This is a genomic window from Alteromonas sp. MB-3u-76, from assembly GCF_002831605.1.
Lineage (GTDB): Bacteria > Pseudomonadota > Gammaproteobacteria > Enterobacterales > Alteromonadaceae > Alteromonas > Alteromonas hispanica.
Map to the genome: position 1 here is coordinate 1,335,713 of NZ_CP025115.1, position 19,169 is coordinate 1,354,881.

Genomic DNA, 19,169 nt, shown 5'->3' on the forward strand with positions numbered 1-19,169 from the left:
ATTTTAAAAATTGGACTTCGGTTGAACACCAAACAAAAATAAATAGAAAAGCCTCAATGAATGCCAATTATTGAGGTTTTTTACGTTGTGGCATGTGGCTGATTCAAAACACGAACTTAAATTAGCCCTGGCACAAATGAAAGATAAAACTGAAACAGGAATTTTATGGCAGGCTTAAAACGAATTATTCTTATCGATACTCACTTGCCTGGTGTCGTTGAACTAAAGCTTGATGGACATACCAATATATGTGGCACAAACGCTTCCGGTAAAACAACACTTCAGCGGCTTATCCCAGTTTTTTATGGCGAGTATCCAAGCCGAGTAGTTCCTGCGACCCGCGATAGCTTTGAACGATGGTACCTTCCGCGCCTCTCTAGTTTTATTATTTACGAATATGCTCGCGCAGACGGCGACTTATGCCAAGCTGTATTAAGTTCCAACGGTACAGGTGTTAATTACCGTTTAATTGGAAAAGCGTTTGATATTAGCGATTACCTCATTGAACAGAAAAATGGTAAGCATGTCAGTGTGGGCAGCGCGGAACTCGCTCGAGCAATGAAGCGAAGCAATGTTACAGTAACAAGCTTACTCAACACCAAAGACTTTCGAGCCATTATTCAAAACGATCACGGGGTTTTAAATCAGAGCAATACAGCAAGAGAAGTCTTAGGGTACGCGAAGCTATTTAGTTTATGTGAATCGTCAAAGCACATGCGCCACATTGAAAAACTCGCCAAAGCTGTGCACTCTAAAGAAGGCAAGATGGAAACTATCAAAGCCATGATTGCCGCCATATTGGAAGAAGACGGCGTAACGCCACCTACCTCTGGGTTGAGTCGTCACCGTGTCGATGACTGGATAAAAGAATGTCAGCTTATAAAGCAGTTTGACAAGATAAGGCCTGAGTTTTCAAGACTCGAGCAAGCCGATATGGCGCTGAGCACTGCCGAACAGCAGTTGGCTACCTTAAAACATACCTTTGAGCTTGATAAAACGCACTTATCTGCCCGCGTAGAAACAACAAAAAATGAACTCGATGAAAATAGCTTTCAACGCAAACAAGTTGATAGCGAGTGGCATGATAACCGCGACCATCTAAATCAGGTTATTTCAGCTGCACGAGCCGATGTAGAAAAATTCACTATTGAGCTAGAAAATGTAGAAAGTGAATTTGATAAGTGGCAAGAGGAAGATATCGAGCAACTGAAAGAAGATGTTGGTAATTTGCCTCAGTGGTACAGTCAAAAAGAACTTAGCGACAGCAGATATGCGCTATTAACAGAAAAGCATCAAGATATTGAGTCAGCGTATAATAAGCGACTGGCTGAGCTTGGTGAAACGCTCTCTATTACCTTGGAAGAGCTTTCAGAAGCGCGCCAAGAAGCAGCCGAACAAAAGTCTTTGCAGCAGCAAAGTGAACGAGAGGCGCTGGGTAACATTCGCGATGATTATACTGCTCAACTCAATACGCTCAACAGTGAACATCAAACGAGTGTGAACGAGTTAAAAGTTGTTGAGGCAGAATTAAAGGCCGCATTGAGTAACGCAGGCTACAACGAGTTTGAACAATCACAACTGGATATTTTAGACGCGGCTATAAAAGAGGCGTCAGTGAATGAGGATGTTGCAAGAACCGAGCTTAGGCAGGCACAACAAGCTCATTCTAAAGCCTGTGAATATCGCAAAACTTGCTCTCAAGCGCTGGATAGAGCCAGAACCTCTTTTCAACACGAAGAAAAGGCCGTTGATAAAATTAACGGACTGCTTTATCCGGGAGAGGGATCTCTTCTTGAGTTTTTACGTGCAAACGTAGAAGAGTGGGAAGTTTCACTGGGCAAAGTGATACGCCCAGAATTGTTAGACCGAACCGACTTAGCACCTCAGATGGACGGCGAGAGTGATACCTTTATGGGGGTAAAGCTAGCGCTTCAAGAGCTAGATACACCAGATTATGCGCTAACCGAACAAGCGCTGAAAAAGCAGCTTCAAGACGCCGAAATACGCCAAGCCGCAGCACTAGCTGCGCAAAATGAATGCGAGCAGCGGCTAGCAAAAGCAAATGAAGAGGTGCGTAACTCCGAGTTAGTGCTTACTCAAAAAGATAATGTAGTGAAAAGTGCAGAGGCAAGTCGTAAACGTGCTCAACAAGATAGAGACACTGTGCTTAGCGAGTACCAACAAGCTCTGTCAGAGCGCAAACAAAAAGCAAAAACAAAGCTGGAGGCTAATCAGCAGAGCCAAAAGCAAGTAAAGGTTCAGTTTGAGGAAAGTCGCGATGAAATAGCTGCCCAACAAAGAGAGTCCGAAACCGAGCATAAATTTCATTGGCAGCAACTTATTTCAGATTCTGATGCACGTATATCTCAGCTTGATAATGACATGCGTAAGGCAAAAGAAAGTGCAGCTCAAGACCGCAAAGACATGCAAGATTGGCTGGAAAGCGAGTTAAATAATCGCGGTGTGGATATTGATGAAATTGGCCAGCTGAAAAAACAAATTAATCACCTTAAAGAGTCTATCGCACGAACTGAAACCCATCGTCATAAAGTCGCCGACTATGAACGCTGGTATACCAACGTTTTCACCAAACAAAAGCTTATATGGCAGGAAGGGCTTTCAAAAGCTCGCAAGTCACTTGGAGAATCTGAGCGTAGTTTAGCCAGTAAACAAAGTGCTTATAAAACAAAACGAGAGCAGCTGCGTGATGAACACAGCCAGCTAGAGAGCGCGCTTAAAACCGCCTCTGAAAATTTGGAACAGGTGAAAAATCTCAGTAAGTCTCTTTCTAAGCTTTCACTTAATGTCACTGCAGATGCTGCTGATATTAAGCACGATGATGTGAGTATTGGTCAGCGTATTTCCGAAGTGCAAAGTCAGCTTCAAGAGCGTGAAAACTTGCTTAGTGATATTCGTGCCTATGTTGAACGCTTTGACCAGTTAATTGCGGCTCAGGCGGGCACAGGTTTATCAGATACATGGGAGCGAGCGCGTGAAGAATGTGCAACAATAAACACGCATGGCGTGAAAAGTTTTGACCACCGCCGCATGGTTTCCCACCTTTCGCAGCTGCTAAACGTCATCGTGCCGCAGAAACTTCAAGGCCTGCGCGAGCAAGGACGAATTTTTGGCGCAGATCTTTCTCAATACTATTTTGTATTGGCGGATATCGACAAACGTATCGTGTCGCAAAGCCGAAGAATTACTCAAGAGGTAGATGGGGAACTCTTCCTGGACGGTGTGTCAGACTCCGCAGTGAAAATCCGCTCTAGAATTAGCGAGCTTGAGTTTTGGCCAGAACTAGAACAGTTCAGAAAGCATTATCAGTATTGGATAGAAGAGGGCGCTAACGAGCTTCCAGAAGAAGAGTACGGCCAAAGTATGCGAAGAGTGCTCGATATTCTAGGGCGAGCGGCATTAACCGGCGGTATCAGTAAACTGCTTGATATTGAGCTGCATTTGCGAGAAGGAAACAGCGACCTTGTTATTCGAACAGACCGACAGCTCAATGAGTCGTCGAGCCACGGTATGGCCTACCTGATTTTATGTAAGTTCTTGCTAGCGTTCACTCGTCTGCTCCGCCAGGATGCGGCAGCGACAGTTCATTGGCCTATCGATGAGTTAGGCACGCTGCACCAAAGCAACGTTAAAAAGATTTTTGATGCGTGTCAAAACAATAACATTAGCGTTGTTGGCGCATTTCCAAACCCTGAATCAGAAGTACTTACCTTGTTTGAAAATCGATACCTTATTGACAAGGTCACTCGTCAGCTGCAGGTGGTGCAACCGAAAGCGAGTTCAATTGCTGCGAGAATAAAAGCAAAAAAACAAGATGATGCAGAAACACGAGGAGCATCGGCATGATGACAGAGCAAGGTCGCGTATTGAGTGCGCTTTTGCAAGGAGCGTTTATTTGTCAAGTAACTGACGAGGAAGCGTGGCGCTTTTTGAAAAGTAACGATAACGCTGAAAAATTACAGCCCCACTTATCGTTACTCAATCGCACGCTTTCTACCACGGCAGAGGGCGATGTTTTCTTTGCGAGTTACTCAACAATTGGAGAGCAAGAGCGCAAAGTTCTCACTCAGCAGTTTCAAGAAACGGCATCAAACCTTGTACCGCTTATCGAATGGTTATTGCTAGTACAACAGGCTAACGAGTCTGATATGCCAATTACCATGGGCAGCGCTATTCGTCTAAATGAATTACAAACGAGCATTGAAGATACGCCAGCGTATAGTGAGCAATTAGAGAAAATTTCTCGATATCGAATGTTTGGCTCTACCAGTGTTAATGTAGACGGCCAGCTAAAACAGGTATTTAAGCGTCTCACTGAGTTAGGATATTTGATTAAGCCAAATCCCGACAAACAAATTTATTTGGGTACGGGAAAAATAGAACATTTGTATGAAACATTACGCTTTATAGATGAGACCGAAGCGCTGAGCTTGTCTGAGCAGGCGGAGGCCGCAGTATCACAGGGTAACCTAATATGAGCCAAGTTTTACTGCAAGCAGGCACCAAGCTACTTAACGCCCTTGGTCGCCACAGTGACTTAATCATGCAGGCTTATATCAACGGTTCGGTGAAAGAGCGCGATCACAGTTCAAAAGTGCTAGAGCAGTTAGTGCAATTAGGTGTGCTGTGGCGGCCAGAAGCACAGAGCGAGTTGCGGTTGAAAAGCGCGGTTCGTACCCTTCTTGAGGGAAGCCTGCAAGACGAGCGAAACAGAACGATAAATGCCAACGTTGGTGCATCGCTTGCCAGTTTAAAAACCCTTACCGAGCATTATAAAGAAGCGCTGCACTACAACAAATTTAATGAAGCTGCTGCGCATATGAGCGATCTTACAGAGCATGTCTATCAGCTGTCGGAAACGTTGAGCAACAGCGTTAGGGTTATGTTTAGCCGAATTAATAATGAGTTTGGATATGTTTCTTCAGTTGATGCCAAAATACGCGAAAATGAGTTAGCACAAAAACAGGTGACAGATTTACTGGCACAACTTGAATGCTTTCGATTCGATGAATTAAGTGAAATAGCTGGCTCCAATCGAGAACTAAGGCACCTTTTGGTGGTATCTCTGCAGCAGCGCTTCTCAAAAGCAGCCCAAGAGCTATCTGTGGTACAGGCCAGGTTGCTTGACTTACTTGGGCGCTTCAGAGAATTTCAGGGACGGACACGTCTACTTAAAGGGTTTTTGTTACACGTAGAGCAGCAGCCAGATTTTGCTCCAGGAAATTACGCCAACCTCACTAATGTTCCTGTTTTGTTCAATCAAAGTGCTTCTATCATTGGGCACGCCGCTGCTGATGTGAATAACGTGGCGCAAGAGCAAGACTATCAGGAAATGGTGGCAACCCTTACTCACATTCACAAAAAACGGGCTACTGTAGATGAAGGTAAACCCTATGATATTAGTGTCACAGAGCAGGAAACGCTTTCGTTAGTGAAAGATCCACTACAACACGCGGTTGAAGCCTATTTTTGTGATGTTATTGATTCCGGGCAGCCAAAAACAGCGCTTGATTACTTTGAAGAGCAGCAGCTTGAGTTTGATCCAGAGGTTTGGCTGTATCAGGTAATTGGTGGCTATCAGGCATTGGGAGAGGAAGAGAAGCAGTTTTTCGCCTTAGAGCCCCACGGGAAAAATGATCAAGTTTATACTGGCAATTTTTATATAAGTGACATTACCTTAGGTCTGCGCTAAGACGTGAACCTAGTGCTTAAACTAGTCGGAATTAATAGAAAAGTTTACAAAAAAGTAACATTATGAGCTATAAAGTTTAAGTGGGCGTAATGATGCTGTCATGGGGTAAGTGTATAGTACACACCATGATGACAGCCTGCGACTCATTCAGACTTTTTGAGTAGTGTTTCAAAAATTCCTACAGGATGTAGGAAAGTTGTGGTGCTGGTGCGTACAGTACGAAGAGGAAGAAGTTATGCAATTATCAGAACAACAAAGTTTTAACCAAGCCCTTATCAAACTATCGGTATTATTGTATCAAGTCGATGGTGTGGTGACGCTCTCAGAGCAAGACTATCTCAATGAGATAGTCGAAAAGCTTGATTGGGAAAGTCCAATTTGCCCAGAAGCATTCATCAACGATACGATTTATCAAACCCGAAAAGCTATCGACACCGGAGACGCGCTTCCTTACTTGCGTAGCCTTCAGCAAGATTTAACATACGATGCAGAAAAGACCTTAGAAGTCGCTATGGCTATAACTGGCGTCGACGGTGAACGAAGTGAGGCTGAAACAGAGCTGCTTTCGCTGCTTACCCACAAAGTTCTTGCCAAAGCTCTAGTAAGTGGTGCTGCTGCGGTCCAATAACTTTCCAACCATTGGTTTTTATGTCCCAGCTTTTAGACAACAACAAATCAGGGCGGTGGTCTGTCGCCCTTCTACTTACTCCACTAATTATTAGCTGCCACTCTTTTGATGACGCCAGATTTGAAGCAAGTGAGCAGCCTTTCCCCACACAGGTAGCGCCTTTTGATGATTATTTAGCGCAAGTGGGAAGCTACCTTCGCAACAATCGAGACTTTATTAGTGAAGATGAAGGTGCGGAATTAGCCATGAACATGCCGTTTGAGTGTGGTTCATCCATAAGCAAAAAAGGTTTATTCCTTGTTCACGGTTTAGGCGACTCTCCCTATTTCTTTAAAGAGGTTGCTAACACCTTGTGTGACAGTGGACTGAGAGTGCGTGTCATACTGTTACCCGGCCATGGATCTAAACCAGGAGACATGCTTAACGTAAGTTATGAACAGTGGCAAACAGAGACCGACTTTCAACTTAATCAGTTTGCTGAAACCGTTGAACAGCTTTTTGTGGGCGGTTTTTCTACAGGGGCGAATCTCACGACAATTAGTGCTTTCGGAAGAGACGATATAAAAGGAATGGTGCATTTCTGCCCAGCGTTTAAATCTCGCTTTTTTGTGTCTCAATTAGCGCCTTACATAGACTCACTTTATCCTTGGCCGAACGTTGAAGACGAAGACAACCCCAGTCGTTATAACTCTACAGCTATGCCCGGTTTTGCCGCATATCAAGAGAGTGTTAACGAGCTTCAGCGCCGTTTTGATACTAACGACAGTGAAGCATCGACCCTGAATATACCGGTGTTAATGATGGTTGCTGAAAAAGACAGTGTTGTTGATACCGAGCACGTTGCAAGTCGCTTTTACGAAAACTTTACTCATCCCAAGAAATGCATGCTTTGGCAAGGCGAAAAGTTGCCTGTTGCGGCCAGCATAGTTAACACAAATAACCCGCCTCATGTTGTGATTCAGTCTATGAATCTGCCTGAAAAGAGAATTAGTGCAGCGTCACATATGAGTGCGCTTTTCTCAGAATCTAATGATTTATACGGTCGATTAGAGGGAAACAAGGCACACCAAAGTCGCAGTATTCGAATTTGCGATAACGGCCAGGACAGCGAGCTAGAAGCAAGATGCCGTGCAGGGGAAGATGTCTGGTTCGGGCCTTGGGGATATAGCGATGAAAATGCTAAGAGTGATCGTGTTTACGCTCGTTTGACCTACAACCCCTACTTTGATGTCATGATAGATAATATTTTAGCGCTAACGAACTCCGCTCCATCCGATGAGTTTTGCGCTGCGCCCTAGCGGTCAATCAACTTAAACACTGCTAAAAACATGCGCCCGAGCTAATATAGGCTGATGCAGGCGCATGCTGTAAAGGTATTTAAGATTGTGTTTGCGCTTCTTCCATTTCTCTTTCTAACCTGTCGCTTTCATCAGCTCTCGGTTTAGTAAATCGAGCCAGGGCAAGATACAGCACAGGGGTAAGATATAGCGTGAACACAACTGCAATGCCTAAGCCGCCAAACACTACCCAACCAATCGCATTTCGTGCCTCTGCACCCGCGCCAGTGGAAAGAATAAGCGGTAGCCCACCCAAAATGGTAGATACAAGGGTCATCATAATTGGTCTTAAACGCACGCTGCCTGCTTCAACAATAGCGTCGTAAACAGAATAGCCTTTGTCTCGTAGTTGGTCAGCGAACTCGATAAGTAAAATAGCGTTTTTCGCCAACAGTCCAATAAGCATTACCAGTCCAATCTGTGAGTAAACGTTGATGGACGTGTTGGTTAAAAACAAAGCATAGACTGCGGCGGCAATACCAAAGGGAACGGTAAGCATAACCACTATGGCACTATTGACACTTTCAAATTGCGCAGCAAGTACCAGTAATACAATTACAAACGCTAGTACATAGGTGAGAGCAACTTGTTGGGAAGTTTCCTCAAAGGTCTGTGCTTCACCTAGGAAGATGAGTCCAATACCGTCTGGCAGCGAGTCTTGTGAAATGGCGCGAATTTGGTCAACAACCTCGCTAAGGGCTTTATCTTCAGGAAGCTCTACCTCAAGCTCAATAGCGCGGCGTTGAGCTTGCCTCTCTAGTTCGGCAGCCACTCCTTCTTCACTGATGTAGGCTACGCTTGATAACGGTACCAGGTTGCCATCAATGCTTTTAACATAAAGGCTTGTTAAGTCAGAAGGCGCCATAGTATTGCGCGTGCTGGTTTGAAGCATAATCGGTATAGATTGGTCGCCCACGTTTAAATCAGCAATATCATCGCCATTCACCGCTGCGCGTAATGCACTAGAGATATCATTTAGCGGAACACCAAGCTCCTCAGCCCTGCGTCTGTCAATATTGACACGAAGCTGCGGCTGAGTGGGATCGTAACTTACTCTAGGGCGACCTAAATCTGGTAGTTTCGTTTCAATCTCGCTGGCAAACGCTTGAGCAGCTTTGTAGATATTTTCATAGGTGTCACCGGTAAGAGCCATCTCCAGGCCGCCGCCTTGTCCGCGAAGATTAAGGCTGTTTCCACCAAAAGCGTTACCGGGTGCGCCGGGAATAGCTTGAAGCCCTGGACGAATTTCATTAACTACGTCTTGTAACGACATATCGCGCTCGTCCCAATGCTTTAGTGGGGCGGTAATAAAGACGATATTTGGGTCCCATTGCCCCACCACTGTGTACATAGAATCGATAGTGCCTTTTTCCACATAGGGAAGAAGCATCTCTTCCATTTTCTGGGCTTGTCTATCCATAAAGTTAAGGCCCGCGCCATCTGGTCCTCTTGCAAAGATGCGGATGGTGCCGCGGTCTTCACTTGGCAGTAGTTCATTGTCTATATTTCCAGACAAAATATATGCCCCTCCGCCAGCGGCTAAGCTTAATACACCCACTACCCAGCCGTACTTTAACGCTTTCAATAGTGACTTTTGATACAAAGACAAACAGGCGTTGCCGAATCGACCAAAGGTAGCGCTAAAAAAGCTTTTCCCATCTGCATTTGGTTTTTTAATTGCTAGGCGTGCAGTAAGTGCAGGTACTAATGAAAGGGCGACAAAAGAGGAAATAATAACGGCACCGGCTAAAACACCACCAAATTCCCTGAATAATTTACCCGCTGTTGAGGGTAAAAATGCTATAGGGATAAACACAGAGGCAAGCACAGCTGTGGTGGCGACAACAGCGAAAAATACTTCTCTGGTGCCAACAACAGCAGCGGCGCGAGCACCAAGCCCCATACTGCGGCGGCGCTGAATATTTTCTGACACTACAATAGCGTCATCAACAATCATGCCCGTTGCCAATACAAGCGCAAGGAGCGTGAGAATATTAATTGAAAAACCCATTGCCCAGATGATTGCTAGCGCACCTGCTAAAGACACTGGAATGGATAGGGCAGGGACAAGCGTAGCCCGCCATGAACCGATAAATACCAGAAGGGTTACAATAACAAGGGCTACGGTGAGGCTGAGTGAAATAACCACTTCTTTAACCGAGTCGCGAATAAATTCCGCGTCATCTGCGGTTACAACGATATCCATATCGGTAAATCGTTTGTCTAAGTCCTCAACCATGGCAAGCACTTCATCGGATATTTCGATAGTATTTGAGCTAGCTTGGCGAATAATTCCTAAGCCGATAACAGGCATGCCATCAAGGCGCACCATGCTGGTGGAGTCAGCAGGCCCGAAGTAAACGCTTGCCACATCATTCACCCGTATATCGCCAGAAATAACAATATCACCCACATCTTGCGCCGACACTGAGGTGGCATCAGCGCGCACTATTAGCGCTTGTTCAGCAGATTGAATACTACCCGCGGGAACGTCAAAGGGTGCTAACGCAAGAGCATCGGCAACGTCGCTCATCGACAACCCAAAGCTAGTCAAACGCAGTGGATCGACCGATACTCGAAGCACCCGTTCGCGATCGCCTCTTAAACTAACATCAGCAACTCCCGGAATACTAAGAAACAAAGGCGCAACGTCGGTATCCACGCGTTCGGTTAGCGTTTCCATGTCCAGCGTTTTGCTTGAAATGGCTAAACTTACTACCGCTTGCGCATCGTTATCTGCGCGAATAATAGCAACCTGTTCAACATCTTCAGGAAGTTGGCGCTGCACCCGACTTACCGATTCACGAGTTTCGTTGGCAGCATCTTCTAAATTAACGCCAGGGCGAAATTCGACGCGGATGCGCGCAGAATTTTCCTCACTTTGAGCAGAAATGTTTTTTACGCCGCTCACACGGGCCACAGCGCCCTCAAGTCGACTTGTTACTTCAGCATCAACCGTTTCTGGCGATGCACCGGGGAAGTTGGCAGTTACAGTAACGCGAGGCGTGTCCACATCGGGCAACTCACGAACTTCCAAACCGCTTAAGGCAGCGAGACCTGCAATAGCAATCAGTAAGTTAAGGACAACAATGAGAACAGGGCGTCTGATTGATAGCGAAGGAAGGTCGTTGGCGTGCGACGAAAGTTGTTTATCACTCACCTCTAGGTCCCCCAGCAATTTCAGTCGTAATAGACTGTCCAGTGCGCAGGCGCTGTACGCCTTCAGATATTAAGGTATCACCCACAGTGATATCGCCAGATACTAAAATGGTGCCTCTAAGGCGTTGGTGAACACTTACGTCTAGCTTTTGCGCTTTGCCATCAACCGCTAACCAAATGTACGCACCGGTAGCGCCCCATAATAACGCCGACTCAGGGATAGCTGCATACCTATCGCCTTCAATGGTTAAGTTCACTCGGAAGCTCATGCCCGGTCTGAATTGGTCAGAGCGGTTATCTAAAAGAGCTCTTGCACGTAACGTGCGGTCGGCTTCGTTAATGCGTGAGTCTACTTGCGCTATTTCCGCGTTGACCAGGGTTTCCCTGTCACTCCATGGTTCCAGTGTGACATCAGGTGAGTTGAGCAATACGGGGAGGGCAGCCTCTGGAGCCTTAAAATTAACAAAGAGTTTGCTTCTATTATCCAGTGTCGTAATCATGGTCTGTTCATTAATTCGATCGCCCACTTCTACATCTGTAAAGCCTACGACACCGTCAAATGGAGCGACAATGTATCTATCTTCTAAATCTGTTTTTGCATCTTCAAGCGCAACTTCAGCTAAGTCACGTTGGGTTTTTGCTAAATCTAATTCGTTAACAGGTACAGCTCCCTGCTTATAACTTGCTTCTAAACGTTCAACGGTTCGCTGTGCGTCAGAGAGTGTTAACTCTGCTCGCTTAAGTGCGGTTTTCTGTCTTCGGTCATCCAGTCGAACAAGCACTTTTCCTTTTTCTACCGCTTGCCCAGGAACAAAATTAACCTCAGTGACTTTATCTGCCACAGCCGAGTAAAGAATAATTGACTGAACTGCTTCGGCACTGCCTACAGCCTCAACATTTCTTGTCTCATTCATAAACTCGATAGGTTTAGTGACCACCAATTTCGCTTGGCGGTCACCCATAAATTGCCCGTGTGCTAATGGCACAAATAAAAATAATGCTAAAAGACGTGTCCACGTCTTCATCGTTCGAACCACTGATTTGTTCATTGTTGACCCGTTATAATTTTAATTTAGCGTCTATTTATTAGACTTTCGGCTAGTGCCAATTTATACCGTATAGCATCATAGGAGGTTCAGCTAAGCAATTGCAGTTCAGCGTATTCCCTATACAAGGTATCGCTTTTCATCAAAGAGGCATGATCCCCTGTTGCCACTATTTGCCCTTTATCCATAACAATAATACGGTCTGCGTGCTGAACAGTTGCTAATCTGTGCGCAATAACAATACTCGTCTTACCTTCCATCAGTCGATTGATAGCCTGTTGAACCATTCGCTCGCTCATTGCATCGAGAGCACTGGTAGCTTCGTCGAGCAATAAAATGGGCCGGTCAGCCAAAATGGCCCGGGCAATGGCGATACGTTGTTTTTGGCCGCCAGATAGCTTAATACCTCGCTCACCAAGTTGGGTTTGGTAACGATTATCTAATGCATCAATGAACTCGTGTGCGAACGCAAGTTTAGCTGCATTCATTACTTCATCATCTGACGCACTCGGTTTTCCATAGCGAATGTTGTCCATTACCGAGCTGGCAAATACCACAGGCTCTTGCGTTACTACGGCAATTTGTTGACGTAACGCAGTAAGAGACACGTTACTGATGTTTGTACCATCAAACTCTATGCTGCCAGATGAAGGGTCGTAAAAGCGCATAAGGAGTTGAAACAGCGTTGTTTTGCCTGCACCACTTGGCCCAACCAAAGCCAGCTTTTCTCCAGCGCGAATGTTGAGATTAAGTTCAGTAAAAAGCGGCTTACTGTTTGGGTAGCGAAAACAAAGGTGTTTAATATCGACAGAAGGTGATGCGTCTGAAAATGATGTAACAGAACTGCTATCGTTATCACCCTCGTTATCGCTAGAGGGCGCTAATTTAAGATCCGACTCGGTTTGCACAAGCTGATACAAGCGTTCGCTTGCGCCAACGCCACGCTGCACCTCACCAATAACTTCACTAATTGTAGCAACGCTACCTCCCGCCATTACAGCATAAAATAAGAATGCAGATAGCTCGCCTACAGTCATCTCTCCTTGCAAAACTTGGCGAGCGCCCACCCAAGCGATAAAAATAATTGCGGTCATACTGAAGCACATAATGCAACCAATGAGCAAAGAGCGGTAGTGGATGCGGCGTTTTGCTGCATCCATAGCGGCTTCTACGCGAGATGCAAATTGAGTGCGTTCTTTATGCTCTGCCGTATAGGCCTGAACCGTCATGATTTCATGTAAGCTCTCATCAATATGAGACCCCAGGTCGGCCACCTTGTCTTGGCTAATCTTGGCGAACTTTCTTACTTGAGGCGCTAATACTTTTATTGGTACGAGAACCGCCGGTACGGCCACAATGACACACAAAGTAAGCAGTGGGCTAGAGATGCCCATGAGAATAAGCGCTCCCGTGAAGGTAACTACCGAGCGCAAGGTCATTGATAAACTCATACCCACTACGGTTTGAATAACAGTTGTGTCGCTGGTGAAACGAGAAATAACTTCGCCGGTTCTCAGTTCAGCAAAGAAAGAAGGTGGAAGAGATAACAAGTGTGAATAAACCTGGTTTCTAATATCGGCACTAACTCTTTCGCCTAACCATGTCATTAAGTAAAACCTTGCGTAAGTTGCAATACAGGCGATAAGAGTAATTCCTAAAACAACCAGCGTGGCTTTGTTCAGCGTTTCGGATGCACTGTCTACAAATCCGTTATCAATGGCGTATTTTATCCCTTGGCCTAACATCAACCAAGCTACAGCTGCGGTTAAAAGGGCGACAATAGCGCCAGCAACACGCTTTTTATACTGACCTAAATGCGAACCAATCCAATGAAGAACTTGTTGAGTCGATACATCGTTTAATGGTGTGGTCAAGATAACCTCGTAGAAAATTATTTGTGTAAAGAGGGGCTGGGGAAAGCATCAGCCACGCATAAGAGTATACGTTGTATTGAACATAGATGGAGCGACCTTGCGACTACACTTGCTGTAAATCAGTTAGATGGAATTTTTATGAATAACATGGTGAACACATTGGGGGCGTCAATTACGACCATATTAGTAACGACCATATAATGATGGCCAATGAATAAGAAAGAGTGCTTTTTGCTGCAACACCGTGTTGAAATTGAAGGGTGTGGAAAACGGTTAGTTTGTGCTAATAATGAAATAAGACGTGATATGTCAACGAGCATTGCGTCTTTTACTATTTTTGTAGTGCATTATTTTTTGTCTAATACTTTATTATTTCAAGATTGCTTAACTCATGGAGCCTACCAGTGAATTTTATAGAGCCACTAGTTCAGAAGGTCCAAAGCATGTGGGTAGGGTTTATCGAGTTGCTGCCTTTACTAGCCATTGCCTTCATTGTTCTCTTGATAACGTGGGGGATGTCGGCTACGTTAACGAGCCTTTTAAACCGCTCATTGAAAAACTCTAAAATAAGACGTTCTCTACATGAGCTTTTTGTCAGTTTAATTAAGGTGACAGTATGGACAGTGGGCGTTTTAGTCGCTGTTACCATCATTTTTCCCAGTCTGACTCCGGCAAAGCTTCTTACCGTATTAGGTTTGGGGTCGGTTGCGGTAGGCCTAGCCTTTAAAGACATTTTTGAAAATTTCTTTGCCGGCATTCTCATTATGTTGCGCAAGCCTATGCGTATTGGCGATTTTGTTGAATGCGAGAATATAAGCGGTCGCGTAGAAAAAATTACGGTGAGAGAAACCTACCTCCGTAAAACAGATGATCAACTAGTTATTGTTCCAAATAGTTTTCTATTTAAGCAACCAGTACATGTACTTACCGATCTGTCTTTTCGCCGCTTCGACATTGTTGTAGGCGTTGCTTATGGTGAGGACGTAGATAAAGCGCGCTCGGTAATAGTGAGTGCTTTAGAAGATATACAGGAGATAAATCATCAGCGAGGTGTAGAGGTTTATGCTCGTGAGTTCAATTCTTCCTCCCTTGATTTTACCGTTCGCTGGTGGGCAAGTTCTAGACCTATCGATATGCACAAAAGTAGAGATTTGGTGGTAAGTGCCATCAAGAGAGCGTTAGACAGTGCTGGAATCGAAATACCTTTCCCTTACAGAACGCTTACGTTTAAAGAGCCGCTTACACTGGCTAATCACAACCACAATCAAAATGAACCTGAGAGTTAACGATTTAAGGACGTCAAAAAATGATATCAGTGAATAGAAACTGGGCCAGACAAGCCCTTACAACAGGACTGCTGTTTGTTTTAAGCCAATCATGTTTGGCAGCTGTTGATATTGAGAAAAAAATTACTCAGCATATCGATAAGTCATTAGCGGATTCTGCATCGCTTTTAGAAAAAACAGTCAATATAAATAGTGGCACCATGAATTTTGATGGTGTGAAAAAGGTAGGCGCACTCTATCAGGCCGAATTTGATGCTATGGGGTTCGAAACACAGTGGGTTGACGGAGAGGAGTTTAATCGCGCAGGTCATTTGGTGGCAAGCTTTGGGAGCACTGGCCCTAAGATACTTATGATTGGGCACTTAGACACCGTATTTGCAAAAGATGATGCCTTTCAAAACTATAAACGAATAGACGATAACCACGTTGCTGGGCCAGGTATTACAGATATGAAAGGCGGTGATGTTATTATAATCGCTGCACTGAAAGCGCTAAAAGAGCTCGACTTATTAGATAAAGTCAGTGTGAAAGTAGTGATGACCGGTGATGAGGAAAGCAGCGGTTCACCTTTATCACTATCGAAAAAAGCGCTTATCGATGCAGCGATATGGGCAGATATTGCGTTAGGCTTTGAAGATGCAGACGGAGACATTAAAACAGCTGTTGTTGCCCGTCGCGGCTCAATAGGTTGGCAACTAGACGTAACCGGTAAACCTGCTCATTCATCACAAATATTTACTGACACCATTGGGTACGGCGCAATATTCGAAGTCGCTCGAATTTTGAATACTTTTCGTGAAGAGCTTGCCGGTGTGGGAAATATTACGTTCAACCCAGGGCTTATCGCAGGTGGGACAGAAGTTACTGTGCAGCCCGAAAATTCGATAGTACAGGGCTTTGGGAAAACTAATGTGGTTGCAAAAGAGGTCACCGTAAAAGGAGGAATTCGCACACTCACGCCTGAAGAGCTCACAAAGGCCAAAAACCTTATGCAGGACATAGCGACACGAAGCTTACCGCACACCTCTGCCACGTTGACACTTGAAGAAGGGTATCCTCCTATGGCGCCAACTGAGCAAAACTATGCATTGTTGAAAATGTACAGTGATGTCAGTGAGTCCTTAGGTTATGGCCCTGTAGAACCTGTTAACCCAAGAAATGCTGGGGCTGCAGATATCTCTTTTGCTGCTGATTATGTCGACATGGCCATTGACGGTTTAGGATTAATGGGAGAGGGCGGTCATACTAAGGATGAAATCGCCGACATGACTTCTTTTGCTCAGAACATTCATAAAGCTGCGGTATTAATTTATCGGTTGGGAGAAAACGGGGCCAGTATGGGGGAGTAGGACACTACTTTTCCCACCACATAACCCGTATTTCCACTTGCATTCACCCTCCACATCCGTATAATTCGCCAGCCTTCTATCAGGTGCATAAATTTTGCACACGAAAGAAGGCTTAAGTTAACGGTAACGCTACAACGAGTTTGAGGCATTTATGGTTACTATTCGTTTACAGCGTGGTGGCGCGAAAAAGCGTCCATTTTATCAACTAGTGGTTGCTGATAGCAGCCGTGCAAGAAACGGTCGTTTCATTGAAAACATCGGTTTCTTCAACCCTACAGCACAAGGTCAAGCGGAGCGTCTTCGCGTTGATCTAGAGCGTGTTGATTACTGGGTTGGCGTAGGCGCGAGCTTATCAGATCGCGTATCTAGCTTGGTAAAAGAAGCGAAAAAATCTGCAGCGTAAGCTGTTTTAACTGGTGAGTATAGATGAGTCTAGCGTCTGACAAAGTGATTGTTGGCAAAATTGGAGCACCTTACGGTGTAAAAGGTTGGGTCAAAATCAACAGCTATACAGAAAAGCCAGAGGGCATTTTTGATTATACGCCATGGTTTCTTGGCGAAGAAAAAAAATGCTCGATTGACCAGTGGCGAACGCATGGTAAAAGCCTAGTAGCGAAGATTGAGGGTGTTGATAATCGAGACGATGCTGAAAGCATCAAAAACTTGGATATTTGCATTAACGCTTCGCAACTTCCCGATTTGGGTGATGACGGTATTTATTGGCGTGAGCTCACCGGCATGAAAGTGGTAACAACGCAAGGTTACGACTTAGGTGTGGTGAAAGAGGTATTTAACACAGGTGCAAATGACGTCATTCACGTCAAAGCTAATGTAGGCGATGCTTTTGGTCAAAAAGAAAGACTTGTGCCTTTTGTATTCGATGAAGTCGTACAAGAGGTAGATAAGGAAGCGAAGGTCATTAAAGTTGACTGGGACCCGGGGTTTTAAGTGACTCCGGAAAAGTGGTTTGGAGTTATTAGCCTGTTTCCAGACATGTTTTCCCCGTTCACCCAGCAGGGTGTAATAGGAAGAGCTGTTAAGTCTGGTAAGTTGTCGGTTGATACTTTTAACCCCCGTGACTTTACTCATGACCGCCATCGTACAGTAGACGATCGCCCCTACGGAGGCGGACCCGGTATGCTGATGATGGTAAAACCGCTCACTGACGCAATACACGCTGCCAAGAAAGTTGGCGGTGACAACAGTAAGGTGATCTATTTATCACCACAAGGGAAACCCCTTGACCAGGCTGGCGTGCAGCGCTTAGCCAATATCGAGCGCACAATTTTAATTTGCGGTCGATATGAAGGAATCGACGAACGGGTAATAGAAAGCCATGTAGATGAAGAAGTCTCCATCGGCGATTACGTGTTAAGTGGCGGTGAACTACCGGCAATGGTCTTAATGGACGCAATTGCTAGATTGGTTCCCGGCGTGCTAGGCCACAAAGCCTCAGCAGTTGAAGATTCTTTCACAGATGGCCTTTTGGATTGCCCGCATTATACGCGGCCAGAAGTGCTTGAAGGTCAAAAGGTACCCGAGGTGCTTTTAAGTGGTGATCACGAAAAAATTAGGCAGTGGCGACTGATGCAGTCTTTAGGTAGAACAATGCAACGTCGCCCTGATTTGTTAAACCACCTAGCTCTGACTGAGGAGCAGCGGCGTTTGTTAGAATTATTCCAAGCGCAACTGCAGCGAGATGACAGTTAACTAGGACGAGAGGATATGATGAGCAAAGTCAGTCAAGATATCATCAAAAAAATTGAGCAAGAACAGCTTAAAACTGATGTACCTGAGTTTGGTCCAGGTGACACAGTAATTGTTAAAGTTCGCGTTACCGAAGGTGACAAAGAGCGTCTTCAGGCTTATGAAGGTGTTGTTATCGCTAAGCGTAACCGTGGTCTGCACTCGTCTTTTACCGTACGTAAGATTTCTAGCGGCGAAGGCGTTGAGCGTGTGTTCCAAACACACAGCCCGCAAGTCTCTTCTATTGAAGTTAAACGTCGCGGTGCGGTTCGTCGTGCTAAGCTTTACTATCTACGTGAGCGTTCAGGTAAATCTGCACGTATCAAAGAGAAGCTTAACTAAGATTACTAATCCTTGCGTTATTGTTAACTTCGAAAAAACCCGCCTTGTGCGGGTTTTTTTGTGGCTGTAATTCGATCCTTTTACATCTTTCATCTCTATCAATAGTCAATAGTACAGTATTAAATAATTTTAACCTTCAAGCTTCCAATGACCTCAGATTACTTTTTATTTTTAAATATTGTAGGTGTCGCTTTCTTCGCCATTTCCGGTGCTCTAATGGGGCATAATAAAAACATCAACGGTTTCGGCATTGTGGTCGTAGGTGCGATGACTGCGGTGGGTGGCGGAACTATTCGCGATCTTCTTCTTGGAAAGCCTATTTTCTGGGTAATAGTCTCAGATTACTTGTTTGTTGTGTACTTGGCTATTTTAGCAACTATCCTCTTCATTCGTTACATGCCTTCACCGGCAAGCTTCTATTTTATCGTCATGGACGCAATTGGCTTGGCTGTCTTCAATATTGTCGGCATTGAAAAGGCATTGATTGAAGGTACCGGAATGTTGGTAGCGATAACTATGGGTTTGACCACAGGGATTTTCGGGGGCTTAATGCGCGACGTGGTATGCCGAGAGGTGCCCTTGGTTATGCGTGGTGTATCGTTGGCTCGTTATTTGTAACCGTGTTCTTGCGAGTTGGCTCAGTATATTGGAATTGGCACATAGACCTTTTCCACAAGCGCACACATAAAAAG

14 protein-coding genes and 1 pseudogene are annotated in these 19,169 nt (G+C 45.1%); 12 read left to right on the forward strand and 3 right to left on the reverse strand.

Annotated elements, in window-relative coordinates; all coding sequences use genetic code 11:
• Nucleotides 1-165: 165 nt before the first annotated feature.
• The 5 genes from CW735_RS06000 to CW735_RS06020 all read left to right on the forward strand — a co-directional run bounded on the left by CW735_RS06000 (nt 166) and on the right by CW735_RS06020 (nt 7,636).
• Complete coding sequence (locus CW735_RS06000; protein WP_100971275.1) at nt 166-3,864, forward strand: ATP-binding protein; 3,699 nt, start codon at nt 166-168, stop codon at nt 3,862-3,864.
• Nucleotides 3,861-4,496, forward strand: a complete 636-nt coding sequence (locus tag CW735_RS06005) for a condensin complex protein MksE (protein WP_071979507.1) — start codon at nt 3,861-3,863, stop codon at nt 4,494-4,496. The genes CW735_RS06000 and CW735_RS06005 overlap by 4 nt, the downstream gene beginning before the upstream one ends.
• Entirely contained in the window at nt 4,493-5,710 is a 1,218-nt protein-coding gene (locus CW735_RS06010) for a phosphoenolpyruvate carboxylase (RefSeq protein WP_100971277.1), read from the forward strand. Before CW735_RS06005 ends, CW735_RS06010 begins: the two co-directional genes overlap by 4 nt.
• A gap of 235 nt (nt 5,711-5,945) precedes the next feature.
• Nucleotides 5,946-6,338, forward strand: a complete 393-nt coding sequence (locus CW735_RS06015; protein ID WP_071979505.1) for a tellurite resistance TerB family protein — start codon at nt 5,946-5,948, stop codon at nt 6,336-6,338.
• A gap of 20 nt (nt 6,339-6,358) precedes the next feature.
• Nucleotides 6,359-7,636 (forward strand): alpha/beta hydrolase, encoded by a 1,278-nt coding sequence (locus CW735_RS06020; RefSeq protein ID WP_100973186.1) that lies wholly within the window; start codon nt 6,359-6,361, stop codon nt 7,634-7,636.
• Between the two features lie 79 nt (nt 7,637-7,715).
• On the opposite strand, the gene CW735_RS06025 is transcribed toward CW735_RS06020, so the two are convergent.
• From CW735_RS06025 to CW735_RS06035, 3 genes are all read right to left on the reverse strand, one after another.
• Complete coding sequence (locus CW735_RS06025) at nt 7,716-10,835, reverse strand: efflux RND transporter permease subunit (RefSeq protein WP_100971279.1); 3,120 nt, start codon at nt 10,833-10,835, stop codon at nt 7,716-7,718.
• Complete coding sequence (locus CW735_RS06030) at nt 10,828-11,883, reverse strand: efflux RND transporter periplasmic adaptor subunit (RefSeq protein WP_100971281.1); 1,056 nt, start codon at nt 11,881-11,883, stop codon at nt 10,828-10,830. The genes CW735_RS06025 and CW735_RS06030 overlap by 8 nt, the downstream gene beginning before the upstream one ends.
• An 86-nt stretch (nt 11,884-11,969) precedes the next feature.
• Nucleotides 11,970-13,754 carry an ABC transporter transmembrane domain-containing protein gene (locus tag CW735_RS06035; RefSeq protein WP_100971283.1) on the reverse strand — a complete coding sequence of 595 codons (1,785 nt, stop codon included), beginning with the start codon at nt 13,752-13,754 and terminating at the stop codon, nt 11,970-11,972.
• A 404-nt stretch (nt 13,755-14,158) separates the two neighbouring features.
• Between CW735_RS06035 and CW735_RS06040 the strand changes: the two genes are divergently transcribed.
• From CW735_RS06040 to CW735_RS06070, 7 genes and pseudogenes are all read left to right on the forward strand, one after another.
• Nucleotides 14,159-15,040, forward strand: coding sequence for a mechanosensitive ion channel family protein (locus CW735_RS06040; protein ID WP_232368372.1), 882 nt, complete (start codon nt 14,159-14,161; stop codon nt 15,038-15,040).
• Nucleotides 15,041-15,060: 20 nt separating this feature from the next.
• A complete protein-coding gene (locus CW735_RS06045) occupies nt 15,061-16,389 on the forward strand; it encodes a M20/M25/M40 family metallo-hydrolase (RefSeq protein WP_100971285.1) in 1,329 nt (442 codons plus the stop codon).
• Nucleotides 16,390-16,540: 151 nt separating this feature from the next.
• Nucleotides 16,541-16,792, forward strand: coding sequence for a 30S ribosomal protein S16 (rpsP, locus tag CW735_RS06050; RefSeq protein ID WP_015066663.1), 252 nt, complete (start codon nt 16,541-16,543; stop codon nt 16,790-16,792).
• Nucleotides 16,793-16,815: 23 nt separating this feature from the next.
• The gene (rimM, locus tag CW735_RS06055) at nt 16,816-17,337 is read left to right on the forward strand and encodes a ribosome maturation factor RimM (RefSeq protein ID WP_100971287.1); all 522 of its coding nucleotides are present in this window, start codon (nt 16,816-16,818) and stop codon (nt 17,335-17,337) included.
• Between the two features lie 45 nt (nt 17,338-17,382).
• Nucleotides 17,383-18,099 carry a tRNA (guanosine(37)-N1)-methyltransferase TrmD gene (gene trmD, locus CW735_RS06060; protein ID WP_203565646.1) on the forward strand — a complete coding sequence of 239 codons (717 nt, stop codon included), beginning with the start codon at nt 17,383-17,385 and terminating at the stop codon, nt 18,097-18,099.
• An 18-nt stretch (nt 18,100-18,117) separates the two neighbouring features.
• A complete protein-coding gene (rplS, locus tag CW735_RS06065; RefSeq protein ID WP_071981231.1) occupies nt 18,118-18,477 on the forward strand; it encodes a 50S ribosomal protein L19 in 360 nt (119 codons plus the stop codon).
• Between the two features lie 147 nt (nt 18,478-18,624).
• Nucleotides 18,625-19,163, forward strand: a pseudogene (locus tag CW735_RS06070) (trimeric intracellular cation channel family protein); the annotation flags it as partial.
• Nucleotides 19,164-19,169 lie beyond the last annotated feature (6 nt).